Source organism: Paenibacillus sp. FSL A5-0031, assembly GCF_001956295.1.
In the GTDB taxonomy this organism is placed as follows: Bacteria; Bacillota; Bacilli; order Paenibacillales; family Paenibacillaceae; genus Pristimantibacillus.
Genome location: NZ_MRTD01000001.1, coordinates 635194 through 660890, shown reverse-complemented (window position 1 = coordinate 660890; position 25697 = coordinate 635194). Strand labels below are relative to the sequence as shown.

At 44.2% G+C, this 25697-nt stretch carries 24 protein-coding genes and 1 riboswitch; of the genes, 7 read left to right on the top strand and 17 right to left on the bottom strand.

The window, feature by feature from the left end; translation table 11 throughout:
* Nucleotides 1-5: 5 nt before the first annotated feature.
* Nucleotides 6-785, bottom strand: coding sequence for a Cof-type HAD-IIB family hydrolase (locus tag BK120_RS02870; protein WP_076266128.1), 780 nt, complete (start codon nucleotides 783-785; stop codon nucleotides 6-8).
* Nucleotides 786-908: 123 nt separating this feature from the next.
* Nucleotides 909-1640: an RNA polymerase sigma factor gene (locus BK120_RS02865; RefSeq protein WP_076265934.1), complete on the bottom strand. Its 732-nt coding sequence runs from the start codon at nucleotides 1638-1640 to the stop codon at nucleotides 909-911.
* Nucleotides 1641-1822: 182 nt separating this feature from the next.
* Here BK120_RS02865 and BK120_RS02860 point away from each other — a divergent pair, with 182 nt between their 5' ends.
* On the top strand, nucleotides 1823-2407 hold the full coding sequence (locus tag BK120_RS02860) for an ATP-dependent Clp protease proteolytic subunit (protein ID WP_076265933.1): 585 nt from the start codon (nucleotides 1823-1825) through the stop codon (nucleotides 2405-2407).
* On the opposite strand, the gene BK120_RS02855 is transcribed toward BK120_RS02860, so the two are convergent.
* Both BK120_RS02855 and BK120_RS02850 read right to left on the bottom strand, forming a co-directional pair.
* The gene (locus tag BK120_RS02855; protein WP_076265932.1) at nucleotides 2400-3296 is read right to left on the bottom strand and encodes an NAD(P)/FAD-dependent oxidoreductase; all 897 of its coding nucleotides are present in this window, start codon (nucleotides 3294-3296) and stop codon (nucleotides 2400-2402) included. The genes BK120_RS02860 and BK120_RS02855 overlap by 8 nt on opposite strands.
* A 173-nt stretch (nucleotides 3297-3469) precedes the next feature.
* Nucleotides 3470-4411 carry an EamA family transporter gene (locus BK120_RS02850; protein ID WP_076265931.1) on the bottom strand — a complete coding sequence of 314 codons (942 nt, stop codon included), beginning with the start codon at nucleotides 4409-4411 and terminating at the stop codon, nucleotides 3470-3472.
* Between the two features lie 73 nt (nucleotides 4412-4484).
* Nucleotides 4485-4594: riboswitch (purine riboswitch) on the bottom strand.
* A 177-nt stretch (nucleotides 4595-4771) separates the two neighbouring features.
* Here BK120_RS02850 and BK120_RS02845 point away from each other — a divergent pair.
* Nucleotides 4772-6826, top strand: coding sequence for a molybdopterin-containing oxidoreductase family protein (locus tag BK120_RS02845; protein ID WP_076265930.1), 2055 nt, complete (start codon nucleotides 4772-4774; stop codon nucleotides 6824-6826).
* Between the two features lie 71 nt (nucleotides 6827-6897).
* On the opposite strand, the gene BK120_RS02840 is transcribed toward BK120_RS02845, so the two are convergent.
* The 3 genes from BK120_RS02840 to aroC are packed head-to-tail and all read right to left on the bottom strand — an operon-like array spanning nucleotide 6898 to nucleotide 9617.
* Nucleotides 6898-7512, bottom strand: coding sequence for an NAD(P)-dependent oxidoreductase (locus tag BK120_RS02840; RefSeq protein ID WP_076265929.1), 615 nt, complete (start codon nucleotides 7510-7512; stop codon nucleotides 6898-6900).
* Nucleotides 7513-7547: 35 nt separating this feature from the next.
* Complete coding sequence (locus tag BK120_RS02835; protein ID WP_076265928.1) at nucleotides 7548-8516, bottom strand: 2-hydroxyacid dehydrogenase; 969 nt, start codon at nucleotides 8514-8516, stop codon at nucleotides 7548-7550.
* A gap of 45 nt (nucleotides 8517-8561) precedes the next feature.
* Nucleotides 8562-9617, bottom strand: a complete 1056-nt coding sequence (gene aroC / locus BK120_RS02830; protein ID WP_076265927.1) for a chorismate synthase — start codon at nucleotides 9615-9617, stop codon at nucleotides 8562-8564.
* 116 nt (nucleotides 9618-9733) lie between these two features.
* Here aroC and BK120_RS02825 point away from each other — a divergent pair, with 116 nt between their 5' ends.
* Nucleotides 9734-10612 carry a LysR family transcriptional regulator gene (locus BK120_RS02825; protein ID WP_076265926.1) on the top strand — a complete coding sequence of 293 codons (879 nt, stop codon included), beginning with the start codon at nucleotides 9734-9736 and terminating at the stop codon, nucleotides 10610-10612.
* A gap of 55 nt (nucleotides 10613-10667) precedes the next feature.
* On the opposite strand, the gene BK120_RS02820 is transcribed toward BK120_RS02825, so the two are convergent.
* Complete coding sequence (locus BK120_RS02820) at nucleotides 10668-11693, bottom strand: NADH:flavin oxidoreductase/NADH oxidase (RefSeq protein WP_076265925.1); 1026 nt, start codon at nucleotides 11691-11693, stop codon at nucleotides 10668-10670.
* Between the two features lie 162 nt (nucleotides 11694-11855).
* Between BK120_RS02820 and BK120_RS02815 the strand changes: the two genes are divergently transcribed.
* Nucleotides 11856-12194: a winged helix-turn-helix transcriptional regulator gene (locus tag BK120_RS02815; protein WP_076265924.1), complete on the top strand. Its 339-nt coding sequence runs from the start codon at nucleotides 11856-11858 to the stop codon at nucleotides 12192-12194.
* 69 nt (nucleotides 12195-12263) lie between these two features.
* Here BK120_RS02815 and BK120_RS34505 read toward each other — a convergent pair whose 3' ends face one another.
* The 6 genes from BK120_RS34505 to BK120_RS02765 all read right to left on the bottom strand — a co-directional run bounded on the left by BK120_RS34505 (nucleotide 12264) and on the right by BK120_RS02765 (nucleotide 20523).
* Nucleotides 12264-16238 (bottom strand): S-layer homology domain-containing protein, encoded by a 3975-nt coding sequence (locus tag BK120_RS34505; RefSeq protein ID WP_083681533.1) that lies wholly within the window; start codon nucleotides 16236-16238, stop codon nucleotides 12264-12266.
* 232 nt (nucleotides 16239-16470) lie between these two features.
* Entirely contained in the window at nucleotides 16471-17349 is an 879-nt protein-coding gene (locus BK120_RS02785; protein ID WP_076265923.1) for a hypothetical protein, read from the bottom strand.
* Complete coding sequence (locus tag BK120_RS02780; protein ID WP_076265922.1) at nucleotides 17346-18386, bottom strand: hypothetical protein; 1041 nt, start codon at nucleotides 18384-18386, stop codon at nucleotides 17346-17348. The genes BK120_RS02785 and BK120_RS02780 overlap by 4 nt, the downstream gene beginning before the upstream one ends.
* Before the next feature lie 19 nt (nucleotides 18387-18405).
* Entirely contained in the window at nucleotides 18406-19383 is a 978-nt protein-coding gene (locus BK120_RS02775) for a hypothetical protein (RefSeq protein ID WP_076265921.1), read from the bottom strand.
* Nucleotides 19373-19951, bottom strand: a complete 579-nt coding sequence (locus BK120_RS02770; RefSeq protein ID WP_076265920.1) for a sigma-70 family RNA polymerase sigma factor — start codon at nucleotides 19949-19951, stop codon at nucleotides 19373-19375. Before BK120_RS02770 ends, BK120_RS02775 begins: the two co-directional genes overlap by 11 nt.
* Before the next feature lie 50 nt (nucleotides 19952-20001).
* Nucleotides 20002-20523 carry a fimbrial protein gene (locus BK120_RS02765; RefSeq protein ID WP_076265919.1) on the bottom strand — a complete coding sequence of 174 codons (522 nt, stop codon included), beginning with the start codon at nucleotides 20521-20523 and terminating at the stop codon, nucleotides 20002-20004.
* A 142-nt stretch (nucleotides 20524-20665) separates the two neighbouring features.
* Here BK120_RS02765 and trhO point away from each other — a divergent pair, with 142 nt between their 5' ends.
* Nucleotides 20666-21562 (top strand): oxygen-dependent tRNA uridine(34) hydroxylase TrhO, encoded by an 897-nt coding sequence (trhO, locus tag BK120_RS02760; RefSeq protein WP_076265918.1) that lies wholly within the window; start codon nucleotides 20666-20668, stop codon nucleotides 21560-21562.
* A 99-nt stretch (nucleotides 21563-21661) separates the two neighbouring features.
* The gene (locus BK120_RS35130) at nucleotides 21662-21808 is read left to right on the top strand and encodes a hypothetical protein (protein ID WP_179089728.1); all 147 of its coding nucleotides are present in this window, start codon (nucleotides 21662-21664) and stop codon (nucleotides 21806-21808) included.
* Nucleotides 21809-21890: 82 nt separating this feature from the next.
* Here BK120_RS35130 and BK120_RS02755 read toward each other — a convergent pair whose 3' ends face one another.
* From BK120_RS02755 to BK120_RS02745, 3 genes are all read right to left on the bottom strand, one after another.
* Nucleotides 21891-22418, bottom strand: coding sequence for a hypothetical protein (locus BK120_RS02755; protein WP_076265917.1), 528 nt, complete (start codon nucleotides 22416-22418; stop codon nucleotides 21891-21893).
* 78 nt (nucleotides 22419-22496) lie between these two features.
* A complete protein-coding gene (locus BK120_RS02750) occupies nucleotides 22497-23582 on the bottom strand; it encodes a glucosaminidase domain-containing protein (protein WP_076265916.1) in 1086 nt (361 codons plus the stop codon).
* Between the two features lie 319 nt (nucleotides 23583-23901).
* Entirely contained in the window at nucleotides 23902-24909 is a 1008-nt protein-coding gene (locus BK120_RS02745; protein ID WP_076265915.1) for an SDR family oxidoreductase, read from the bottom strand.
* A 213-nt stretch (nucleotides 24910-25122) separates the two neighbouring features.
* Between BK120_RS02745 and BK120_RS02740 the strand changes: the two genes are divergently transcribed.
* Entirely contained in the window at nucleotides 25123-25605 is a 483-nt protein-coding gene (locus tag BK120_RS02740; RefSeq protein WP_076266127.1) for a PCYCGC motif-containing (lipo)protein, read from the top strand.
* The last annotated feature ends 92 nt before the right edge of the window (nucleotides 25606-25697 follow it).

The following is a 25697-nucleotide window of genomic DNA, read 5'->3' as shown; positions in this document are numbered from 1 at the left end:
CTGCGCTATTCTTTTAATAAACCAAGCATGCGCAGGCCATACATGATGCCATCCTCCGTTACATCCTTAGTGACATAACGAGCGGCTTGCTTCACCTCATCGGGTGCATTGCCCATCGCAACGCTGTGATAGACATATTGCATCATTTCCAGATCATTTAAACCGTCGCCAAATGCATAAATATTTTCACGGTCGAAACCGGATCGTTCAACAAGAGCATGAATTCCTTTTGCCTTTGAGCCACCAGGCGGTAAAATGTCACTTCCAAACAAATGCCAACGAATGAAGCCGAGCTCAGAAAAATTTTCCTTGTAGCAGCCCTCATCCTCTTGCTTGCAATAAAGCAGGCACTGATAAATATCTTTTCCTACATAATAATCTGGCTCCATAGGCGGCAGCTTCTTTTTTAACGGTTCGTGGGCATCCTCTAAATAAGCGGTTTCATGTGTGCTGCAGCGCATACCTTCCGGTGTCATATAGACTAAAGGATGATTATTATTTAGAGTAATTTGTGTAAGCTCTGCAAGTCGGTCAGGATTAATCGAATGGCTATACACTACTTCTCCATTGTATACCACGTAAGAGCCATTAAAGCTAACATAGGATTCTATGTTTAATTGTTCGCTAATGGGCTTCAGCATAAAGGGCCCTCTTCCCGTCGCAATAACGAGTTCATGGCCAGCCGCTTTCAATTGCTCAATCGCTTGCTGCGTAGATGGCGGTATTTTCTTCTCGTGATCAACCAAGGTACCGTCAATATCAAAAAAAATAAGCTTGCGAGTCATCATTGTTTGCCTCAATCCTTCATATTCTATTCCTCTATTATAGCTTATTTCATAAAATTCTGCGTGGAGCAGCACACAGCAAATAAACCGACGCCTGCTGGCATCGGTTTATTTGGTTATTGCTTATGCAGCCATTTGCACATTCACTGGGTTAGTAGCAAACACATGTGCTCCATTTCTTGAGGCTTTGCGTTTATTATTCTGTGCGATACCTACAAGGATTGGCGCTTCAGAAATATCTCGTTGTGCAAGCTCTACTAAAAGAGCAACATCCCCCGTCTGATAAGCAACCGCCATTGCTCTTAAGAAGCTTCGCAAATACTCATCATCAGGTAAAATAACAGCCTCTGCCTTCAGTTCCCGCTTGACCGCTTGCAAGGCTTCACGCGCGCGGTAATGGGCAGCCTTGATTGCACCAGACGTCGTATTTAGCCGCTCGGCGGTTTCTTCGATTGAAAAATGAAGCACATCGCGCAAAAGAAACACGGTTCGTTGTAAAGGTGACAGATGTTGCATGAGCGCGTACATCGCTTCTTCTTGGTCAAGACTGCTTGAATAAGCTGCTATATCCAATGGCTTCGCTTGCTGGATGAGAAGTTGATATTGATTTTTTCTTCTTCGCTGATCAATCCATGTATTTTTGGCGATGCGCAGCAACAAAGCTTCCGGATTATTGTGATTTGAATCAACAGCTGCACGCAGCCCTTTTAGCCACGTATCCTGCACTAAATCCTCTGCATCCCATTTTGATTTTGTTAGAAACAAACAATATCGCTCAAGTGTTTTTTGAAGCTGATCAAGGTCAGCCTCTGTGCTTTTTACTACTGTATGGGGTAAAGATTTCAGTTCATTCATCATTATACCTCCTCGGCTTTTACCTCTCTCCATCTCGTCAAAAGGAGAACATCCTTACTAAAGTAAACGAATGAGATGAGAAAAAAGATACGCTTTTCTCAAAAATTTTTCCCGTATCCTTTTTTAATTGTTATTCGTTTACTAATCGAAATCAAACAACATCCATTTGGAGGTAAAATACGATGAGTAATTATGTACCTTATGTAGTCGAGCAATCCAGCCGCGGTGAAAGATCTTACGATATTTATTCGCGCTTACTGAAGGATCGTATCATTTTTTTGGGCTCTGCAATAGATGATGTAGTCGCTAACAGCATTGTTGCTCAATTATTATTTCTTACCGCGGAGGATTCTGAGAAAGAAATCTCTATGTACATTAACAGTCCTGGCGGCTCCACATCTGCCGGATTCGCCATTCTTGACACGATGCAATTTGTGAAAGCTCCAGTACACACTATCTGCACGGGATTCGCTGCTTCTTTTGCAGCTATACTTCTGCTTGCAGGCGAGAAAGGTCATCGTGCTGCGCTGCCTAATAGCGAGATTATGATTCATCAGCCACATGGCGGTGTCCAAGGGCAAGCCAGTGATATTGCGATAAGTGCAAATCGGATTTTGAATATACGCGCCAAATTAAATCGAATTAGTGCCGAAAGAACAGGACAGCCTATAGAGAAAATCGAAAAGGATATGGATCGTGATTATTTTATGTCATCGGAAGAGGCATTGGAATATGGAATTATCGACAAGGTCATTACCTCTATGTAGATAATAAGCTCTTATGAATCCATATTGCCGCTTGGCTGCCATCACCCATTGCTATGGTCAACATTTCAGAATGCGCAGTTACGTCTCCAGCGGCCCAAATGTCTTCGACACTTGTAAGCTTTGTACGAGGGTCAACGACGATATGATTGTTCTCCATAACCTCTACTCCAAGCTGCTTGGCAATGGAGGAACAAACCTCATTACCGCCAAATGCAACAAAACAGCGTTGACGATAAATAGATGATCCATCCGCAAGGATTACCCCTATAAATTGTTCGCGCTCAATCAGAACGGTTTGAATAGCCTGTTCAATATAGGGGATTCTTTTTTGGTCTAGCTTGAGGCGTAACTCTTCATTAATTGGTGTGAGCTCATGATTAACATAAATGAGCTCCTCCGTCCAATGCGTAAGTGTTAGTGCCATTTGCGCTCCAGCATTTCCAGCACCGAGTACAATCGTCGGCTGATCTCGTACTTCGTATCCATCGCAGTCTGGGCATACGTAAACGCTCGTTCCCAAACATGGAATAAGCATTTCCAAATTCGGAAGCCGATCCTTCACACCTGTCGCAATAAGCAGCTTCTTACCATGATAAGTTTTCATATCCGAAGTTTTCAGAAGAAAAGCCTTTTTTAATCTTTCCGCCTGTACAACTTCAGCTTGTATGAAAGTGACTCCAAGCTGCTCTGCTTGCTTTCTCCCTGCAAGGCGAAGCTCCGCCCCGCTAATGCCATCAGGAAAACCGATCAAATTATGATAGCTTCTGCATACCGAAGACCTTCCATTACCGGAATCGATAACAGCAACGTGATGACGATATCTTCCTAATTGTATGGCAGCCTGTAATCCTGCAATGCCGCCGCCTACAATTACACAATCATAGATCATCAAATGCCTCCCAGTAATAGGATTAGTGTACACAACATCAGTTGATTATATATTATTTATAATTGGCTCTCCACTTATACGAAGGAATAAGGATACGGCTAGGAATAGTCTCTATTTCAAAAGAAGCCAGCTGCTCTAATTCAGGGCAGCTGGCTTCTTTTTCATATATGTGATTATTGCACGCTCAATCTTCTTCGCTTCATTTTGATGACTTCTGGAAGCGCAATACCTATGAGTACAACGATGACACCAGCCCATTGCAAGGCGCTGACATGTTCATTCAGAACGAAGGATGAAAGCAAAACAGCGACAGGAAGTTCCGACGCACCCAAAATCCCTGCCATCCCTTCTCCGACATGCGGCACACCGATTGCAAATAGTACGGGTGGAATAAACGCACCGAACATACCAAGCAAGAAACCGTAAAGCATCAAATCTCCAAAAATGAGTCCATTAAACAAAAAGGTTGGAGGGAATAAAATAAATACAAGTACCATGCCCCCGGTAATCATCCATGCGCTTCGATAAGCAGGATGTACAGAAGGAACTGCTTTTCCGCTAAAGAGAATAAATAGTGAATAACTAACTGCAGATAACAGGCCGAGTATAACTCCCATTATATTGAACTGTCCTGTGCCCTGCTCGATGATGCCTGCTGCAAGCAATGTACCGCCGAATAAGATAGCAATTGTAAAAAACATAATGCCGTTTGGACGTTTCCGCTGTCCTACCGCTTGAATTAATACACCAATCCATGTGAACTGAAAGAGCAATATAATCGCAAGCGATGCGGGGATGTAGCGAAGAGATTGGTAATACAATAAACCTGTAATAGCGGTTGGAGTTCCAGCAGCCATTAGAATGAAACGTTGTTTCCATGTCATGCTGCTCGTGTGAATAGATGTATTAGCCTTACTTTGATTAGTTGAGCTCTGGCTGCGCTTCTCACGCCATTTCATAATGAAAGTGAGTATCCAAGCGAGCAAAAAACCTGTTAACAATTGACTGCCTACAACTTCACCAAGCTCATAGCCTCGGCCATAAGCAAGCACAACAATAGTGGACAAAATGCCATAGCTTGCAGCACCTAGAAAAACCGAAAAAATATACTTCATCTGTGTGAATCCCCCTCATGAAAATTTGGAAATTTGCGCATAAAAAAATCCCAACTGCGAATATAGGATCAATGATGATTGATCTCATATTCGTAGTTGGGAAGTAAGGCTTCCCGTAGAAACCCTCACCCTGTTCAAGCTGTAACTCCGTGAGGTTATACGAATTATTTAGTTGTGGAATACGTCTTAAGCACATTGAATATTACATGACAAGTAAAGTGCTGTCAATAGATAATAAACTGGAAGTTCGGAAAACAGGCGATTTGCACATCACTTTTTTGCATCTTGCTCCCTACGCTGCATGCGATTATGCTATGATAATACGACGTGAATATGGCTGTTATATGGAGTGAGATAGATATGAGCAAATCAGTAATAAATGGTACTGTAAAATCGGTTTGCCCTTTTGATTGCCCGGATACTTGTGGTCTGAGCGTCACCTTCGAGGAAGGCAAAATAACGAAAGTAACAGGTGATGCAGAGCACCCGGTAACCCGCGGAGCAATTTGCAATAAGGTAAGACAAATAAATGATCGCGTGTATCATCCTGAAAGACTGCTCTACCCTCTTCGCCGTGTAGGTCCCAAAGGCGAGCATTCATTCGAACGCATATCTTGGGAAGAAGCCTATGAGGAAATTACCTCACGTATGAAAGGGATTATTTCCGAGTATGGAGCGAGTGCCATATTGCCTTATAGTTTTTATGGCAATATGGGTGTTTTGAATGCTGAAGGAATGGATCGACGGTTCTTTCATCGACTCGGCGCAAGTCAATTGGACCGCGCAATATGCAACGCTGCTGGATCAACAGGTTATGCTTATACGATGGGCGCTTCCAAAGGCATTGATCCCGAAGAAACGATACATACGAAACTGTTTCTTATATGGGGCTGCAATCTCGTATCAACAAATATGCACCAAACGATGTTGGCAACGGAAGCACGGAAAAACGGAGCAAAGGTTATTCATATTGATGTGCATCGCAATCGTACCTCTACTTGGGCGGATCAGTTCATTCATTTGCGTCCGGGAACGGATGCAGCGCTCGCTCTCGGCATGATGCATGTCATCATCCGTGATGAGCTGACTGATCAAGCTTTTCTCGAGCAGTTCACGCTCGGTTACGAGGATCTCGCGAAGCAAGCAGCTGAATATACGCCTGAACGAGTGGAAGCTATTACGGGCGTACCGGCAGCAGAGGTCGAGGAGCTTAGCAGGCTGTATGGAACGACCACTCCCTCTTTTATCCGCATTGGCAACGGACTTCAGCACCATGATAATGGCGGAATGATCGTGCGAACAATTTCATGCTTGCCTGCATTGACTGGACAATGGGATGTTCGCGGTGGCGGTGCAATGAAAGGAAACAGCTGGTATTCGCGGCTCAATGGTGAGAAAATTGAGCGCCCCGATTTATTGCCTGATCCGGCTGTCCGCACGATCAGCATGAATCAACTCGGTGATGCTCTTCTAGATGCCGCTCCTCCAGTAAAGATGCTGTTCGTTTATAACAGCAATCCAGCAGTCGTAGCGCCTGACCAGAACCGAGTGCGCGAGGGATTGGCTCGTGAGGACTTATTTACGGTTACACATGATTTGTTCTTAACAGACACCTGCAAGTATTCGGACATTGTATTGCCTGCAACTTCTCATTTTGAAAATTTGGATTTATACACTTCCTACTGGCATCTGTATTTGCAGCTTCACCAGCCGATTATGGAACCGATGGGTGAATGCAAATCAAACTTTACGCTCTTTAAGGAGCTTGCGCTTAAACTTGACTTTGAGCCTCATCTATTTGATATTTCTGAGCAGCAAATGATAAGCGAGGCGCTCGATAGCGAAAATAATCCGCTTCTTAAAGGCATTACTTTTGAGGCGCTGCAAGCTAATACGTGGATGAAGGCTGGCGGTAATGAGCTTCCTTCCTATACCTCGATGATTCCGACTCCTTCCGGTAAAATCGAGCTCTATTCGGCGAAAATGCTTATGAACGGCTTGCCTCCAATACCCAATCATACGCCGCTTAGAGAGCCGGAGACGTATCCTTTTTGGCTGACGACTGGCCCGAATCACAGCTTCATTAACTCGACCTTCGCCAACCAAGAAAAGCTGCAAAAGCTTGAGAAGGAGCCTCTCCTTCATATGCATGCGGATGACGCAGAAGCACTTGGGCTCCTTAACGGTGAACGTGTAAAGATACGCAATGACCGCGGTGAACTGGAGATGACGCTGCGCGTTGGTCAAGATGTACTGCCCGGCGTACTAGTCACGCAAGGCTTATGGTGGGAAGACAAGAAAAAAGGCCATCAAGCCGTGAATATACTGACGCCGCAGCGGCTCGCAGATATGGGCGGCGGTGCTACATTTTTCTCAAATCGCGTTGAAGTTTTGAAAGCTGATGCAGCACAATAATAGATAACCAAAAACACCTGAGTCCTTATGTAAAGAAGGAGCTCAGGTGTTTTTACCTTTTTGCCTATGAATCAGTAGCTAATACCAACACGTTCTCGCACATAAGCACCGTTAAAATATTCCGAAACAGCGAATTCAGCCGTATCTGCAAAAGAAATCGATGCACCTCCAGAGGGCAGAATCTCCTTTCGCACACGATAACCGCCTCGCAGCTCCTCTTGAACGAGCCTCGTGGGACAGACGATGGTCCAGTCCAAATAAGTGTTAGCGAGTGCCCTATAAGCCTGCTCATGCTCTTTGGCCGCATCATGGTTTAAACGTCTGTTTTCACTGGACTGGTATCTAAGCAGCTCTGGCTGCAGTTCACTCTGCAAGATGCCCGCTGTACCAATCGTAACGATTCTTTTCACTCGGTAATGCTGCATTGCGGCAATCAAATTTGTGATGCCGCTGACAAGCGTTCCGTTGCCTTCCGTATTTAACGCACAAATGACTCCGCTCGCATCAAGCATGGCTTCAAAAACATCATGCTGATTACGTACATCTCCGAGGTAGCTCTCATCGATCATTTGCTCAGGCAGTCTTACAAATCGCTTGAATGGAACGTTCCTATCTTCAAGATAACTCGCAATAAATTGACCGGTCTTGCCTGTAGCTCCGAGAAGTAATAACTTTGAAGCTGTCATGATATGTACCCCTCTTATTAAAAACGTTTATCCTGTTAAAGCAGCTCGTCAACGATGTTTGCAGGGACTTGTCCAGTTAACGCGTTTACTAGGTTTTGAGCCGCTAGCATAGCCATATCAAACCTTGTATCCGAAGTGGCAGAGCCGATATGAGGCAAGGTTAATACATTAGCCATCGTCAGAAAAGGATGATCCGCTTCAATCGGTTCTTTTTCGAAAACATCAAGGCCAGCAGCTGAAATCGTACCCTGCTCGAGAGCTTCAATCAAAGCTTGCTCATCCACCGTTTGCCCTCTCGATATATTAATGAAAATCGCTGATGACTTCATTAATTTAAACTCTTTTGCACCAATTAGTTTAACCGTCTCTGGTGTCAGAGGTGCAAGCAATAATACAAAATCTGAATAGGCAAGCAGATCATTTAATTCAAAATAACGAACGCCTAGCTTCTCTTCCGCTTCTGGCTTGCGGCTGCGATTATAATAAACGACATCCATGTCAAACCCGAACCTAGCGCGACGGGCAACCGCCTCACCAATTCTCCCCATTCCAATAATGCCAAGCTTAGCGTGGTGGACATCTTTACCGAACAGCTTGACGCCATCGCCTGTCTTCCACTTGCCATCCTTAACGTATCGATCCAGCTCCGCAACACGCCTTGCTGTTCCCAGAATGAGTGCGAGTGCAAGATCCGCTACAGTGTCATTAAGGACATGCGGCGTGTTCGTTCCAACTATCCCTCTTGTACGCATTGCTTCAACATCAAAATGATTATAGCCAACGCTTATGCTGCTTACGACTTTCAAATGCGGCGCATGGTCAATTAATTCAGCATCAATTTTTGCTCCTGCCGTTAATAAACCATGTGCACTCGCCATCTTCAGAAGCAGCTGCTGACGGGTCATGGGTGTTTTCTCTTCCCATTTGTCTATTATACAGTGCTCTGCTATAAACGCCTCTACTTCAGCGGGGATCTGTCGATCAATGAAAACAGTTGGTTTCATTAGCAATCTCCTCTCAGCATTTGTCATTTATAAGCATAGCACAGTTTATCCATTCATTGCTGCTTGGCGCTTGATTAGATCTTCAATAACGATACATGCCATCGCTTCTACAACGGGAATAATACGAGGACAGATACACGGGTCATGTCTGCCAATGGTCTCGATCATCTTCTCTTGACCGTGGATATCAATCGTATGCTGCGGCAAAGAGATGGATGAAGTGGGCTTAACCGCTATACGAAAAACAATTTCTTCACCCGTGCTGATGCCGCCGACAATTCCGCCTGCGTTATTGCTTAAAAACCCGTTTTTGCTCATAGCATCATTATGCTCGCTACCGAGCATCTCAGCAGCAGCAAAACCAGCCCCAAACTCAATGCCTTTAACAGCCCCGATGGATAGCATTGCTTTCGCAAGCTCAGCGTCCAGCTTATCAAATACTGGCTCGCCAATCCCAGGTAAAACGCCTCTTACTCTGCATTCCACGATACCGCCGCAGCTGTCTCCAATAGCCGCTAAATGCTCGATTTTCTCGATCATACGAACCGCTGCTTCCGGGTCACATGCTCTTACTGCATTTTTTTCAATCTCATCCTCGACGTACGTTTCGCATTTAATACCGCCTATTTCCTTGGTGTAAGCAACAACACTTATTCCTCGGTTCTCTAACAGCTTGCGGGCAACCGCTCCGCCAGCAACACGGCCTGCAGTTTCTCTTCCCGAGGCCCTCCCGCTTCCGCGGTGATCACGCAAGCCGTATTTTTTCAAATACGTATAGTCGGCATGTCCTGGACGAAAGGAATTTTGTATATCATTATAGGCTTCAGGCTTCATATCTGTATTATGCAGCATAATGAAAAGTGGCGTTCCCGTAGTTTTCCCTTCAAACATGCCAGACATAATACGAATGACATCATATTCTTTGCGCGGGGTAGTTACAGAGGATTGACCGGGCTTTCTTCGATCCATTTGTGTTTGAATATATTTCTCATCCAGCTCGACCCCAGGTGTCACGCCATCTACAATGACGCCAACGGCTTCCCCGTGTGATTCTCCGAATGTCGTAATTTTAAAGCTTTCCCCATATGTGCTTCCTGCCATTATGTTTACCTCCCGATTGAATGCTTTGACGCATTCGTTATTTGTCTATTATAATTTCGAATATGAAATAAATGAAATCGGAATTTTTGAATCATGTCATAGAGAGGAACTATATCATGCTAATGAATATGGAATGGTATCGCATTTTTCTCCATACCGCCAAATTAGGTAATTTGACAAAAGCAGCACAAGAGCTGCATATTACACAGCCTTCTGTCAGCTATGCAATTAAGCAATTGGAAGCGCAGCTTGAAGTGAAGCTGTTTGATCGATTGTCCAAAGGAGTAAAGCTTACCCCGGAAGGATTGGAGGTTCTCGCTTATGTAGAGAAATCGTTTACGATACTGCAAGCAGGTGAAACCCAGTTACAAGCGCTCAAAAACCTTACGGCAGGCGAGCTGCGGATTGGGGCTAGCGGACCTGTAATCAAGCATTTGCTGCTGCCGCTGCTCGATACGTTTCATGCGGAGCATCCCGATGTGCGCATTCGGCTTTCTCAAGGAAAAACATCGGATATACGGGACCGATTGTTAGATGGTCAAATCGATATTGGTCTTGTTCACCTGCCCCTCTCTGATCATGAACTTGTCGTTTCACATCTAACGGAGATTCAGGACTGCTTTGTTGTAGGAGAAGCTTATCGTCATTTAGTCGATATCCCCTTTTCGGCTCAAGCCTTAGCCCAATTACCGCTCTTGCTGCTCTCTGAAGCGAGCAGTACAAGATTGTTTATTGAGCAGTGGTTTGCTTCACAAGGCATTACGCCAGATGCGGATATGGAGCTGTCCAGCATGGATATGCTGATTGAAATGGCTATTCGCGGCTATGGGGCAGCATTTGTTACACAATCCTTTATCGATCAGGAGCTTGAGAATAAGAAACTATTTCGACTTCAGACAATTGAACCCATTCCATTGCGTTCTGTAGGTTTTGCCACTAGGCGCAATTCTTCTCTTCCCATCATCGCAAACCGGTTTATTGCATTGCTTGAATAACAAGAAGAGCCTCTCGGCGTCCAAGAGGCTCTTCTTATTATTGGCATGATTATGATCAGTATGCCCTTTCATATTGCTTTGCTGGCAATGCCTCACCTTTTACAGCCTGAATTGCATGTAATGCCCAATAAGGATCACGAAGCATACCGCGAGCAACAGCTACTAAATCTGCATCTTCACTCGCAATCGTCGCTTCAGCCAGCTGTGGATCCTCCAGCTTGCCGACGGCAATGACAGGTACCTGCAGCGCTTCTTTCAGAGCACGTGCCAAAGGCACCTGATATCCAGGATAGTTGCCCGGGCGCCGTACTCCGACTGGACCTTCCCCGCCGCTGGATACATGAAACACATCAACTCCAGCATCTCTGTAGCGTTTGCTGAACTCGATGCTATGGTTCAAATCATAACCACCATCCATATATTCAATGGCAGAGATTCGCATGATGAGCGGCATGTCTGCTGGCATAACGCTTTTCACCGCTTGAACGACCTCTACCCCAAATTTAGCCAAATCCTGACCGTACTCATCCTCACGGGTATTAATGCCAGGAGACTGGAATTGATGCACCAAATAACCATGAGCACCATGTATTTCAATTGTGTCTACACCCGCTTCTACTGCTCTTCTAGCTGCCTCTTTAAATTGATTCACAATAACTTTTATTTCTTCGACAGAAAGTGGTTTAGGTGTTTTATAGTTTGGTCCTGCTGGGATGGCAGATGGACCAACGGGCTGATCAGCGTCCTCTGCTTTACGCCCAGCATGGGCGATTTGAATGCCTATTTTCGAACCATGTTTGTGCACTTCTGAAATAATGCGTCTGAAAGCTGGAATATGCTCATCTGACCAAAGCCCTAAATCATGATCTGTAATGCGACCATCTGGATCAACATCGGTCATCTCCATTAGGATAAGACCCGTACCGCCTATCGCACGTGAAACATAATGAACATAATGCCATTCATTAGGTATCCCGTCCTTCGCGTCTACAGAGTATTGACACATAGGTGCCATTACAATTCTATTTTTAAGCTTAAGACTTTTGAGTTCAAATGGTGTATCTAAATGTTTAAACGTCATGATCTATGCACCTCTTCGTTAATTAGAGTGGGTAGTTATTACTCTATTTTTACCACAGTTAGTATAAAAGCGAAAGTAGTGAACTTTTTTTCATATAGTTTCCCTAAAGTTACTTTTGTACTATACTTGAAGAAATGGAGTTAAATTAGTTGAGGTGATCTGATGGATGAACGTGAACAGCTCGTTCTAGAGCGAGGTACTTATGGTATTCCTTGCGTTATAGGTAAAGTACTAGACATTATCGGTACGAAGTGGACCTTTCTCATTATTCGTGACCTGCTGGTCGAAGAAACGATGCGCTTTAGTGAATTGTTGAAATCACTCGAAGGCATCAGTCCGAAGACACTTTCCCTTCGCTTGAAGGAGCTTGAAGACCAAGGCATCGTTAGTCGAACCATTTATGCTGAGGTCCCCCCAAGAGTAGAATACACCATTACTGAAAAAGGTAAACGATTGGAACCCATCTTTATTGAGCTCAAGCGATTTGGACTCACTTTATAATGATCATACAGCAAAAAGGATTGTCTCCAGCCTTCGCTTAAGAGACAATCCTTTTTTCATTTAGAAAAATTAAATCAATTCTGATTTTTGTAAAAGCCGTTGAAGGAGCGCTGCAACTTCCGCTCGAGTCAGGTTTGCTTTTGGCGCCAGCTGATGATCTGTTTTTCCATTAATAAGACCACTTTGCAAACAATCCGCGATACCGCTTAAAGCCCACTCTGCAAACATTGCTCTGTCCGTAAATCCTTGCAGCAGCGTATCGGTATCTGCATCCACTAGTTTGTCCTTTAATCCTGTAACCTTCATTGCTTTGGCTGTGATCGCCATTGCCTGTTCACGTGTCATGCTGATGCTTGGACGGAATGTCCCATCCTCGAATCCTTCAATCAGGCCATAAGCATATGCGGTTTGGACTGCCTCCGCATACCAAGCCGAGCTATTCACATCTGTGAATATTTGCGCTGCTTTTACAGGTTTGAGGCCGAGCGCCCGAACGAGCAAAGCCGCAAATTCGGCTCGCGTAACCTCCTGGTTAGGCAGATACTTATTTTTATCCACACCTTTTACGATGAGTCTTCCACTTAGATCATTTACGGCGGATGCTGACCAGTGACCCTTTATATCCACGAATACGGTATCATAATGGACAAGCGCATACACGCTGTTTGTCAAACTGCTAATTACTGCTATATAGTTGCCATTCTTATGAACAATTTTGGTAGGTACATGGCGTACTGATCCGTCTGGGTCAATGACAACAGCTGTCGTCATTTGAGTTTGATCCACATCGTCAGGAAGTATCAACGCCCTTTCTACATAAGCGTCGAAGCTGTCGATATTTACATTGGTTCCTCCATAATTGGCGGTAACCGTAAAATTAAATGCCGTATCAACTAATGAAAACTTGCCGATTATAGCAGCTTCGTCTAGCAACTTTTGAATCGCTGCTTCCGGCTTGCTGATTTCGATATTAATCTCTATGGCTGACGGCTCTGCAGAAGGATTAATTTGCCCTATCAATGCTTTTAAATTAATATGCCGCGCAGGCAGCGTATAGATTGTTGCATCGGTTTGCAGCATAATTACCGCATTTTTCTGCTGAAGATTGTCCAGTATTTCCGCAGTCAGCCCAGCTAGGAAACGATCAGGCTGTGTTCGTGTCTGTATCGTAATGACCGAATGCTCTTGCTCACTGGCCAGCTTATTCGCCAGTTTAACAGAATCAAGCTTGAACTGAGTAACCGATTGTCCATTTATTGTTGAAGTTTCTGCGGTTCCAAGCTGCTCTTCCTTGCCATTGATCAACACAGCAAACTCTGCATTAGAAGGCTTCACAGGCTGCGGAGGATTAATAGGCGAGACAGGTCCTGATTCACCTATTGGAACTGCGCTTATTTCATTAGAAGCTGAGCTTTCTCCTGCCCCATTGTAAGCCTTTATTACAAAATAATATGTTTGACCATTGCTCAAGCCTTTCGCTAGATAGTTATATACAGAGCCTGTTACGGTTGCTGCCTCTTCCGAATAAACGCCTGGCGTCGTGCTGACAAAGATTTTGTAGCCATCTGCACGATCCACGGCGTTCCAGCTTAAGCTCGTTTCCCCATTGCCCGCCACTGCCTCATATAGTACTGGCGGCAAAAGCGACTCCCCTGGTTCAGTTGGATCAGTTGGTTCCGTCACCGTTACAGCTGCCGATGTACTTAAATCGCCGTTTTGTGTTTTCGCCGTAATGTTGGCCGTCCCTATCCCAATGGCGGTAACAAGCCCAGTCTGGCTTACTGTTGCAACATTGCTGTTGCTTGTTGTCCACGTTATATTTTTGTTCGTCGTTTGCTCTGGCATAAGCGCTGCGCTGAGCTGCTCCGTATTGCCAGTCAACAGCGTAAATGCTGAATGATTCAAAGTAATGCTGTCCGCAAACACTTCGGGTCCATATACCTCAAGCTCCCATAGCGAATAACCATACACTGTCGCTCTTACCGTTCCGTACATCCGCACAAAGCGGGCGTTGACTTCATCAAACGAAACCGTCTCGATGCCGCCCTTCCCAGTTGTCGTACTGTACACCGTCTGCCAGCCTGCTTCGCTGCTTATATCGTTGGCCACTTGGATCTGATAGCTTTTGCCATAGGCACTCTCCCAGTACAGCTTCACTTGATCAATTGTCTTGCTCTCCCCAAGATCAATATAAATCCAGCTCGGATCGATGCCTCGCTTGGAGCCAAAGCGGGTCGCGAGATTACCGTCATTAACATATCGCGACGTATCCTCGACGCCGTCATTCGATGAGCCGAACGCGGGCTGCCTCAGCGCCAGATTCGTCCGCGTCCTAGGCTCCGGATTTTGCACGGGCTTGATCGTTACACCGCTATAATGCTCTTTGCTCAGAAAGTTCATCTCATGGAGATTTTTTGCAGGCTCGCTTTTGCCCGGCATATACACGTTTTCGAACGTAATATTTGTAATCTCCGCTCCCTCCATGCCCTTCAGCTTGGAGAAGCCTTCGCCAATGTCTCGTACTGTAATGTTTTTTACGGTTACGCCTGTGATCGGTCCGACACCTGCATTGCCGCCGTTTACTGTAAACATTGTCATCCAAGCGCTGTTGTCTTCATTGCTGCCGCTGATATCCTCTACATCCATATTTTCGAAGGTAATGCCGCTTACCTTGCCCGATCCATATTTATGATGAATGGCAAAACCAACCGCTGCCCTATACACGACACCGTCCTTGAACGTAATATTTTGTTGGTCCTGCATGACGCCTTGACCCATTTTGAAGCCATAACATAGAGTCCAAGAAATCGCATCCTCGAAGAGCACGTTTTGCACCGGCTCTGGACTTCCTGGCCATGGTACCTTCCCGGATGCGATATCCGTATCCTCCCGCCATGCTTTGGTGGAATACGGATCATCCAGCGCGATGCCAATTGAATTTCTAACGACTACGTTTTGTGATTCGCAAATGTCGATGCCGTCATTTTCGCCCATACCCAAGCTGTTGAACATTTTCAAATTCGTAAACGCTAAATCATTGGATCTTGTCGGTACGATCGCCCAGCCAGCCGATTCCCGAACCATGATGCCATCCATCTTAAAATTTGAGGTAGCAATAGGCACGATTAGATTGTTGATCATACCTTTACCGTTCGTACTTTTATCATCATGCAGCGCTTGACCGTTGCCATCGATCGTGCCGCGACCGTAAATTTTAATATTTGTCGAATGAAAGGCTGTAGAAATCCACCATGTGGCGGGCCTTCCCATCGAATCCTTAAACCAATGCTCGGTATAATCTGCCGTCTTTCCCGTAGCAACAAATGTTGCTCCAGGTTGCATGTAAAGCGCCGTGTTGCTCTTCAACACGACATTTCCAATGTAATACGTACCGCGCGGAACATAAACGATGCCTTGCTTCCCATTCCCCTGCGTAGTTCCATAGCTGCTCGCATCATTAATGGCTTGCTGCAAGGCAGCTGTTCTCGCTGCTACTCCCGTTTTCTCCCATGTTGTCGTCACCAGATAAGGCGCTGCAGTCACATTATAGATCCCCTCGCCGGTGGCATTCGGAATATCCGTCTCCGCCGGATCAGCCGCGATAACCAATCGGGTAGTCCGGTTGTTCATCATGATGATCAAATACTCATCCTTCTGCGTCGTAAACGTGATCGTTCTGCCAACCACGGAGTCAGCTTGAATACCGAGTTTCTTCGGACTGATCGAATATTCATGCACCTTATCCGTATTCAAGATTGTAAGTTCATAGGTTACCGGTCCGCCTCCCATCGAGAAGCTCGCATAATCGTAGTCGTTGAAGCCCTTAACCACCGGAATTTCTACTCCATTAGCCTTAAGGCTATAATTCGTTGAAACCGCATATTTCGCTGAAGGCTGATTCGAATAAATGATAGCTGGACCCACTCCCGTTCCCCCCACTCCTTCTGATGCTGCCTTCACACTTGGGGCTGAAACAAATACCGATGATGCCAAAATCGCAAATGCTAACGCAAAACAAAACCATTTTCGAGTCGTGAATGTCATTTCCTTTCCCCCTTCTTCACTTTTGAAAACCCTTACATTTATAAGTATAGGGGGAATGTACGAACCCTCTAATGCGGTAAATCCCACATTATGGACAGCAATCTTAAGCAATTTACTAATAAAAGAATGGATTAGTCCAGTGGTCGTTATTGAATAAAGGCTTATAAATAGCAAAAACCCCCTTAACGGGGGCAGGAGTACATAAACAATTTATATTTGTTTCAACCATCTCTTATTTAACGGTGATGACAAATGGCACCGTCAGCACCTCGCCTTTAAATTGAAATTGCCCCCATAACTTGTAAATGCCTTTCTCAGGAAATACCGTGTGGAACATGATGTTTGCACCACCACTCATCGCTTCCATTGCATGTGCATGCACGAATTGGTCAACTGTGCTGTTCAAAATAACACAATGGCCGGAAGTGCCGAGAAATGGCTCTATCTCCTTAATCGGCTTTCCCGTCTCTTTATCTATAATTCGGAATAGCAACATAACCATCTGTCCCGCTTCTATTTCATCAATACCGGGGCTTGCCGATAATGAAACTTCTAAGCCGCTTACACTTTTTATCCATGTGGTGTCAAGAACTATTGTTTTGTTAGATAATGGCTCGCCAGCAACCTGTATCCACTGCTTATTAATGACAACATTTTGTTTATGAGGCTTGAATTCAGTCGTTACATAAAACGAGCCTGCAAATGGTAAATTAAGCTTTGTCCGAAAAACATTGTCTTTCACATAATCGGGATGCACATGCTGAAACGATGATAAATCTTTACTAACGACGATCAGATGCATAAGCTTGGTCATATCTTCTGTAAATTTCGTTACAGGCTGCCCATACGCGGTGGTGACTTCCAATTGTAATTCCATTTCTCCTACTTCTACTGGATTGCCATTTATTTCGCTTACTTTTACAAGATAACCTGAAGCTTCTGGTAATGGCATTTGTTCATTCTGAAGAGCTGCCAGCAATCCTCGCTTAGGCGGTTCTATATCGACGTTCGTAAGGTTCGTAAATGTATCCGAAGCACAGCCAGTTGCAGCTAACAGGATAACAATCAAGCATATTAAATTCAGTCCAATGGACTTTAATCGTACGCTCATTGACTTACACGCTCAGGCGATTGGGCTAAAAGGCTAAGGCCGAGCGACAGCAGCGAAGCTTGTACGATTGAGCCTACCCACAGCTCGGGCTCCCAGCCAATACCGCTCGTCGCAGCCATCCAGCCAAAGTAACTACCCCAAAGCACAATAGGCGTAATGGTGGCAATCAGCCTGCTGCTTCGCCTGCGATTCAGATCAGAGCGTCTTAAATGCAGCAATAAGTCACCGCACAGTCCTGCAGCAAACGAGACGATCAAACTATGTATTTGGGTAAAACCATCGATTACACCCATTAGTGCGCTAATGAGTAAGAATACAAAAGTAATCGCACCAAAAGGAGGCTGCCAGCGCTTTAGCATAAATAAAATGGGAAACATAAATACGATCGTATTTAGTAAGATAAACGTTAATCCTCGTACCTCGGCATCATCTACCATCCGGTGCGCAAATAAAGTGCTGGAATTGTTCATATACCAAGCAACTACTTTTGGCGCAGGCAAATTATACCGAAACATCCACACATACATGAGAAAGAAACTGACAGTACCTGCTGATAACGCTAAGGATAATAAGTATGGGAAAAAGCTTCTCCAACCTATCTGATCGCCACTGTGCTCCCTCCAGCCTGCTCGAAGCGGACTTGATAAGATGAGAATGGCACCGAGCATTAAGGCTAAATGAGAAGGACTAAGCAGCGCTTCAAGATTCACTTCAATTCCAAAAATAATATGCCAAGCCATATCAGCTAAGCCGCCTGCAAGAAAGATGATGACGCCAAGCAAGCCAAGCTCATATCCATTAGGAATGGCTTGCTTCCACGAGCAGCCCATTCTTTTTTTTACATATACAATCATTCCAAGTATCCATGCTGCGCATGCAAGAAACCCACTATACAAAATCGCATGCCAAGGGGTGAAAAACGTTTCGACTACATCATGGTTATGGGCATAACCGTCTATGAATATACCGAGCACTAGCCATGTGCCAAGCAGCATCGTTACGAAGTGGCTTTTCGTAGAAATAGCGTATGGTTGCATGAAACACTCTCCCCAGTTATCAATGAATAAACTGCTCGGCTATGCTGGTTAATTCTGCTTTGGTCATGTCTAGATCTGAACTGCCAATCGTGTATAGTATCGTTTCATCCTCTAGTGAATCCATCCAAAAGACGGATTGATACTGATCCGTATCACTGTACAGAAACGGCTGTGCTAGAGCATAAATAGCAGATTGTTGACCAATAACGATTTGCTCTTGCGCCTTTAGATTTGAACGTAATTGCACATTGCTCTTATCCGTGAATACCTCCATGGTGATATGAATAATGTCAGTGGATTCGTTCTCATAAGTCGTCGTATAGACAGGATGATCCACGCTCTCTATTTCAGGTCTGGGCAGTGGCAGCCAGGTCTCCTCCGGTTTCTCTTTCTTCACACGTTTCTCAAGCTCATGAAGCGACTCCATGTCTGCAGCGGATAATGAACCGCCAAACGGCTGATCCTTCTGACCTCCAATAAACGTCAATGTTTCTGTTAAAGAATCAGGCATTTGAAGATCTGGATTTGCTTCCGTCAATTGCATCTCCCATTCTTTTTCTACCTTCCACACGTATGGATTGGTGATGATTGCGATAGGTATAGAACTTGTTTTCGGCAGAAGACTTTTTAATTTTTGCGAATAAAATATCGCCTTCCCCTCGGTAGGAAGTGTTTGTTTAACCTCTTTGAGCGATTCGCGCATTTGCTGAGCCAACATCGCATCATACGTTCCTAATTGACCATTATGCAGCATGTAATCAATAATCTCGTCTTTAAAATGAAAAATATAGGGTGTAGAGAAACCCATGGAAGTAAGGAGCAGTCCCGCTACGATGATTCTGAGCGTCCATGATTTTTTTACGGCGTGCAGCTTGGTCTGCTTTTGGAAGCTCTGCTTTCGGTACAGCTGTTCGATTCGAGCATCAAGCTCCTCAGGGCGTTTGATTCTCGTTGCGGATTGTTTGTAGGCTTGTGTTAGCTCTTGTTCAATCGACATGATTAAACACCTCCTTGAAAAATTGAGAATGTGAGGTTCGATTTCGCAGTTTTTTCAAAGCCTCATGATGTCTGGATTTGGCTGTGCCTAGTGGGATTTGGAGCGTGCTGGCAATCTCCTCAAAGGAGCAATCCTGATAATAGCGAAGTACGATTATTTGTTTATGTTTGGCAGACAAGCTGTTTACGAGCTGAAGTACTTGGTGTTTTTCTTCCTCTTCGACCGCTAATTCATCTGGCCTCTTCCATGGCTGTACGCCATACAATTGCTTATTGCGATTAATTAAACGTAAAAATCGCCAGCCTTTTCGATTGTGATGATTAACCTGATTAATGATTAAGCCGTTAAGCCAGGCTCGAAATGGTCTATTGTAGTCGTAGGCAGGCAAAGCGGAGAGCATAGCGATGTAAATCTCACTAACGATATCATTGACTTCGTTTTTGTTCGTGACCAAATAATAGACGGTACGATAGATATGATCTGCCGTTTTCTCATACACCAAGCGGAAAGCTTCCGGATCTTCATCCAGAAGCAAAGCTAACAAGGGTTGTATGTCCGAATCCTTCAATACGGAAACCTCCTCACGCCACACGAGTACTCATGTGCCAATTCCAATTATTATTTCGTTTCAAAAAGGGATAATTCACTCATCATGATGCCGGTTACCTTTTCTTGATCTACCATAAACTCGAGTACCCATTCCTTCTCTTTATCGATATAACCTAGTAGTTTTAAATCATCGTGTTCTCTATTATAATAGGCATCCCCATACATGTCCTTAACAGATTGTATAGAATTTCCCAGTTTAGCCCCTTTATGGGTAGCTTCATCTGAAAGCAGATTATAGCTCGCGACCTTGCTTTCAGATACCGTATATGTAGCGTTAAAATACTCCCATGACTGAACAGGCACATCATAATCATCTGCTTTTTTCATTTTAATATCGTATTTCCCTTTTGGCTGACCACGTTTATCCGTAAGTAATTGAACCGAATCCCCAGGCGATATCCCGCCAGTATGCTCCTTGCTTAAATCCGTACTTTCGATATTAGTTAGAAAATCCTGTGGCACGCTTGGCTGTTCGGTGGAACAAGCAGCTAGTACCAAACATATCAATATGACTATTATCCCTTTTTTCATATAGCCCCTCCTCTATTTGCTTTCGCTATACATTGGTTTCGTATATGAAAAAGGTTCAAAAAAGGTTTTAAGTTGAAATTATTTAAAATGTCAACTATAATATAGAATGCTTTTATTTGTTTACCGGAAAGGAAAGACTACGATGAGTGAAGCTAATCATTTTCGAGTTTTATTGTATTATAAATTTGTAGCTGTACCGGATGCTGAGCAGTTTGCTGCTGAACATCTTGCATATTGCAAGGAATTAAACGTAAAAGGCCGTATCTTAATTGCTGATGAAGGAATTAACGGAACGCTCTCAGGAACCATCGAGCAAACTGAACAATATATGGCGCATATGCGTGCGAATCCTTTATTTTCGGATATGGTTTTCAAAATCGACGAAACCGATAAACATGCTTTCAAGAAGATTTTTGTACGTTACAAGAAAGAGCTAGTGACGCTACGTTATGATAAGCCTTTAGATCCGAATACATTAAGCGGCACTCGTCTATCACCTAAAGAATTTCATGAGTATTTGCAAAGAGAAGATGTTATCGTACTAGATGGCAGAAGCGATTATGAATACGATCTTGGTCATTTCCGCAACGCGATCAGACCCGATCTTGAAACATTCAAGGAGTTTCCTGAATGGCTTCGCGAGAATATGGCGGAATTCAAAGACAAGCCGATCATTACCTATTGCACAGGCGGCATTCGCTGCGAGAAGCTTACAGGCGTTATGCTAAGCGAAGGCTTTAACGACGTCTATCAGCTTGAAGGCGGTATTGTAACCTACGGCAAGGACGAGGAAGTACAAGGCAAACTGTTTGACGGCAAATGTTATGTATTCGATGAGAGAACATCCGTTGTCATTAATCAAACAGATGAAGCGGTTGTTGTAGGCAAATGCCACCACTGCGAGCAGCCTGCTGATACCTATATCAATTGTGCAGATGACTCCTGTCATTTGCAGCATATCGTATGCAAGGAATGTGAAGAAACGAAGCACGGCTTCTGCTCTACAGCATGCGAAGAGCATGTTGTTAGCGTAAAATAATGAGCAAGCAGCTATAGATTTTGGTTATTTTGCTGGAACATGGTTAACCTAAGCTAGCCTCGGAGTTTTAGGCAATCACGCTAGTGGAGGTTATTGTGGATGGCTCACAACAAAAACAAATCGATTCCAAGCAAAAATCAAGCGTTTGAAGACAGCTCCAAGGAAGCGGAAAATAATTCAGCTTCGGCCAGAGCAGAGAATATCAATCAAAAAGGCCATGTTCCGAATAGCCCATCAACCGGCTAGACGAATAATCGTTTTGCAACAGAAAAAAGAGCTGCCCATGAGTTTTACTCGCGGACAGCTCTTTTCTTATGTATTCCAAGGTTTATTTGGTGACAATTGCTTCCCAGCGATGCTGATATTGTAAGAGCCGTGGATGCAGCTGTGCAGGCTCTTCCGTCAACAAAAGCCTGATTTTCACGATCCATTCCTCGAATGATGAGAACGAAGCGAACATATTCGCCATTTCAGCCGTCATGAGTACAAATAGCGGTTTCGGATAGGTTTCGGCCAAATGTCTTAAAGCAAAATCGATTGGCGTATACTTCTTGCGTTTGATTTCAAAACGTTCAACAACGATATTCGTCTCCGCTCGATCCCGCTTCCATTCATGCAGACGATCTTCCCGCTTATAGAATGGGCTGACGTTCTCTTTCGACATCCTCTTGATGCTCAGCTCATGCAGTGGATAGAGAACAAGCTTGCGAAAGGAACGTGCCTTCACCCAATCTGCGGCTAGATCAAGCTCTCGTTCCGTTGTATGCTCAAATGTATCATAGTATACAATCGTTCCTTTCAGCTCATCTACAGGCGGCTCATAGCCGAATGGCATTTTCTGCACGTTATCCACCATTTATTTGCAGCCTCCTATTATCCAAGTCGTCAAATGCTTAGGAGCCTAAAATAACATACTTGGTGGGAAATTGCCATGTCAGAGCTTCCTGTAATCACTTTTCATTATATTTTTCACTAAACTTGACCATTTGGAGTTGGCAGGACAATATTTTCGGGCAACCTTCTCAATGGTAGTCAGTCCCTTGCCCACATAGTTTTTGGATAAGAGCTGTCCAAACTTTCGTACGCTGTCCCCTTTGGTTTCAAAGCTGAACGCTTTATTGTATTTATCGCCGTCTATCGCATTGAGGCCAAATAAGTTATTTTTGCTCTTAGCTAGCCGGCTTTTGCCATTACCACTCTCCAGCTTCATCACGGCTATTGTAAAATAAGCATTTATGCCGTATTCATCCTCCACTTCAAGGATAGCTTGTTCCAAATCATGCCCGGATAGTGCTGTTCCTTCGAATATTTTCTCAATATGCTCGATGGTAAGGCCCGAATCAGACTCTACAGCAGATGTTGGCTTCATAAGTTCTTCCTCTACTGCTTCTTCTAAAATTTCTATCTTATCTATGCGTTGCTCCTGGCTTTTTGCTTTAAGTGCAATGGCAGACTGACGATTAATATCAGCAGCAAGGGATAACACGGAAACTTCACTTTTCACCTTTTTGGCATATCCGCCATGTACGTATCCACCATTTTGCAGCTTAAGCCAACCATTGTCTGTTTCTTCTGTAATTTCAAGCTTTGATCCCTTTTCTACAACCTTTATAATATCCGAAGCGGCGCTCGGTTTTGTTCGAATGTTAAGGTAATACGCGGTAACCTCATATGTATTCGTTAGTTTTTCAGCGATGGCTGGCGGTTGTTCAACTTCAAGAGTCGTTTCAAGCGGGATGGTTGGAGGTTGATCAGATGCGTTAACTGTAGCCGCACTAATCTCGTTGAATGTTACAGGTATAGGTGCTGGAGTGGGTGAAGCGATGACTTTTTCATTGTTCTCTAAGCTATCAACAACAAGCGGCGTTAGGTCAGTTAAAGAAAATGGTTCTGCTGCAGACGTTTCTAAAGCTTGTGAATCCTGTTCGTTATTTAAAGGTTGGACGTACATGCCTAAAGTAATGACTAACGATAAAATGAGCAAGTAAACAAATAAATGCTGATTCAACTTTTTTCGCATGATTATACCTCTCCCTTAAGTTAATGAAGTATACCTGTTACGATATAAGTTAGATGGCGAGAATAAGCAGGCATCAAGAAAAAGTGGACGGTCTGTGAAGATTATATGTCGCTCATTCCATCAAAAGACGAGTTTTTATGCTTCTTGTAAATTATGAGAAATTTTTTAGCATCTAGGGATCGAGGTTTAAAACACAAAAAAAGCGCTTCATCCCTAGAGGATAAGCACTTTTTTTGCACTTATAAAAATCGCTAAAAAATTTTTTTTATTTCTCTAAATGTACAGCTTAAAATCTATATTTTCGTCATTTGCTTACGCTTTATTTTTTAAATCCGGCTGCATGAGCAGCGATAATCGTATCCATTTGCTCGTTCCAAGCATCATCTTCGGTGCATCGCTCAGGGTGAGCCTCAAACCAAGCAACCGTCCGTTTAATCCCTTCTTCAAAAGAAAGTTCTGCTGAAAAATCGGGAACTAAGCTTTTGATTTTGCGGTTATCAAATACGCTCGTGACAGATTTATCGCCAAGCAAGCCGCCCTCGAGATCAGGGTCATGCGAAATAAGAAACTCGGAAGAAATATGGACAAGATTCGGCACTACGCCTGCGGCTGAACCTATCGCTTCATAGATTTGATTCCAGGTAAGGACTTCGTCTGAAGTAATATGATACGCCTCTCCGATCGCCTCAGCACGTCCAAGCAAGCCGACAAAACCTTTGGCAAAATCGGTATTATGTGTCATCGTCCACAAAGAGGAGCCATCACCATGCACGATAACTGGCTGTCCCGCACGTATTCTTGCGATCAGAGACCATGGATGCTGCCAGCTGTTTAAGGCTGCGGGTATCATCGTATCGCCATAGGTAAATGAGGGTCTTACGATAGTAACTGGAAAACCTGATGACGCCTGTTCATCAAGCAGCAGCTGCTCACATGCAATCTTGTCACGCGAGTATTGCCAGTACTGATTTTCGAGCGGTGTCGCATCCTCTGTGATGATATAGTGTTTAGGCGGTTTCTGATAAGCAGAGGCTGAACTTATAAATATGTATTGATTCGTGCGTCCACGGAACAACGCAATGTCCGTGCTGACATGCTCCGGCGTGAAGGCAATCCAATCGACTACCACATCAAACTGATAGCCTTCAAGTGCAGCAGCAGCCTGCTCAGGGTCGCGTATATCACCCTTGATGACCTTTGCCCCTTCTGGTACAAACTCGTCTCGTTTCCCTCTGTTAAAAAGATAGAGTTCAACTCCGCGTTCTAACGCGAGCTTAGAAACAGCTTCACTTATTAATCCTGTTCCACCAATAAACAATACCTTCATCGACAATCGCTCCTTTTTTGTATCTTGGCATTTGTTACGATTAAACGGGAGAGCTTACGGCTTAAACGATCTAAATCGTCAATTAATAGTACCATATACGTTACTCTTTTAATATTTGAAAATGCTATAATAAAACCAATTAATAGAAACAAGGAGCTGCTATATTTGAAACGATTAGCCCAAACCACACTCTATTCGGTTCTGCTCTCTTCGATGCTGCTCAGCGCATGCAGCAGCCAAACAAATTCAGCTGGATCAGCAACGAACGCACATGAAGCAAATGGCGGAAATCATGGTGATCATCAAACAGCATCTGGCGATTTGCAAGAGACGACAGCATCGCTTGATATTTTACCAGCTTTTCTAGATGGCGCCTCTGACAACCTGCGTATCGCCTATCAAACCGCTGCAACGGTTACGGATGTATTGCCCTATATCCCTTGTTACTGCGGGTGTGGCGAAAGCGCGGGACACCAAAGCAATCTCAATTGCTTTATCGCCGAAATAAAGGAAGACGGCTCAGTAGTTTGGGACGATCATGGCACTCGCTGCGGCGTATGCATTGAAATTGCTGTAACAACCGCAGCGATGAAGTCTTCAGGGATCGAAGTAGATCGGATTCGCCAAATTATCGACGAAACGTATAAAGAGGGTTATGCCAAGCCAACGAAGACTAAGCTTCCCCCTGCTTCCTAGTTTGTTCATCAATGATTTAAACAAATGACAGTCCAGAACAGGAGTAATCGTTCTAGACTGTCATTTTTTTTCGGAAGCTCCCAAGTCTATCA

Coding starts and splice junctions, on each gene's coding strand:
- BK120_RS02870 (WP_076266128.1), bottom strand. CDS start 785: ATGACTCGCAAGCTTATTTTTTTTGATATTGACGGTACCTTGGTTGAT.
- BK120_RS02865 (WP_076265934.1), bottom strand. CDS start 1,640: ATGAATGAACTGAAATCTTTACCCCATACAGTAGTAAAAAGCACAGAG.
- BK120_RS02860 (WP_076265933.1), top strand. CDS start 1,823: ATGAGTAATTATGTACCTTATGTAGTCGAGCAATCCAGCCGCGGTGAA.
- BK120_RS02855 (WP_076265932.1), bottom strand. CDS start 3,296: ATGATCTATGATTGTGTAATTGTAGGCGGCGGCATTGCAGGATTACAG.
- BK120_RS02850 (WP_076265931.1), bottom strand. CDS start 4,411: ATGAAGTATATTTTTTCGGTTTTTCTAGGTGCTGCAAGCTATGGCATT.
- BK120_RS02845 (WP_076265930.1), top strand. CDS start 4,772: ATGAGCAAATCAGTAATAAATGGTACTGTAAAATCGGTTTGCCCTTTT.
- BK120_RS02840 (WP_076265929.1), bottom strand. CDS start 7,512: ATGACAGCTTCAAAGTTATTACTTCTCGGAGCTACAGGCAAGACCGGT.
- BK120_RS02835 (WP_076265928.1), bottom strand. CDS start 8,516: ATGAAACCAACTGTTTTCATTGATCGACAGATCCCCGCTGAAGTAGAG.
- aroC (WP_076265927.1), bottom strand. CDS start 9,617: ATGGCAGGAAGCACATATGGGGAAAGCTTTAAAATTACGACATTCGGA.
- BK120_RS02825 (WP_076265926.1), top strand. CDS start 9,734: ATGCTAATGAATATGGAATGGTATCGCATTTTTCTCCATACCGCCAAA.
- BK120_RS02820 (WP_076265925.1), bottom strand. CDS start 11,693: ATGACGTTTAAACATTTAGATACACCATTTGAACTCAAAAGTCTTAAG.
- BK120_RS02815 (WP_076265924.1), top strand. CDS start 11,856: ATGGATGAACGTGAACAGCTCGTTCTAGAGCGAGGTACTTATGGTATT.
- BK120_RS34505 (WP_083681533.1), bottom strand. CDS start 16,238: ATGACATTCACGACTCGAAAATGGTTTTGTTTTGCGTTAGCATTTGCG.
- BK120_RS02785 (WP_076265923.1), bottom strand. CDS start 17,349: ATGAGCGTACGATTAAAGTCCATTGGACTGAATTTAATATGCTTGATT.
- BK120_RS02780 (WP_076265922.1), bottom strand. CDS start 18,386: ATGCAACCATACGCTATTTCTACGAAAAGCCACTTCGTAACGATGCTG.
- BK120_RS02775 (WP_076265921.1), bottom strand. CDS start 19,383: ATGTCGATTGAACAAGAGCTAACACAAGCCTACAAACAATCCGCAACG.
- BK120_RS02765 (WP_076265919.1), bottom strand. CDS start 20,523: ATGAAAAAAGGGATAATAGTCATATTGATATGTTTGGTACTAGCTGCT.
- trhO (WP_076265918.1), top strand. CDS start 20,666: ATGAGTGAAGCTAATCATTTTCGAGTTTTATTGTATTATAAATTTGTA.
- BK120_RS35130 (WP_179089728.1), top strand. CDS start 21,662: ATGGCTCACAACAAAAACAAATCGATTCCAAGCAAAAATCAAGCGTTT.
- BK120_RS02755 (WP_076265917.1), bottom strand. CDS start 22,418: ATGGTGGATAACGTGCAGAAAATGCCATTCGGCTATGAGCCGCCTGTA.
- BK120_RS02750 (WP_076265916.1), bottom strand. CDS start 23,582: ATGCGAAAAAAGTTGAATCAGCATTTATTTGTTTACTTGCTCATTTTA.
- BK120_RS02745 (WP_076265915.1), bottom strand. CDS start 24,909: ATGAAGGTATTGTTTATTGGTGGAACAGGATTAATAAGTGAAGCTGTT.
- BK120_RS02740 (WP_076266127.1), top strand. CDS start 25,123: ATGCTGCTCAGCGCATGCAGCAGCCAAACAAATTCAGCTGGATCAGCA.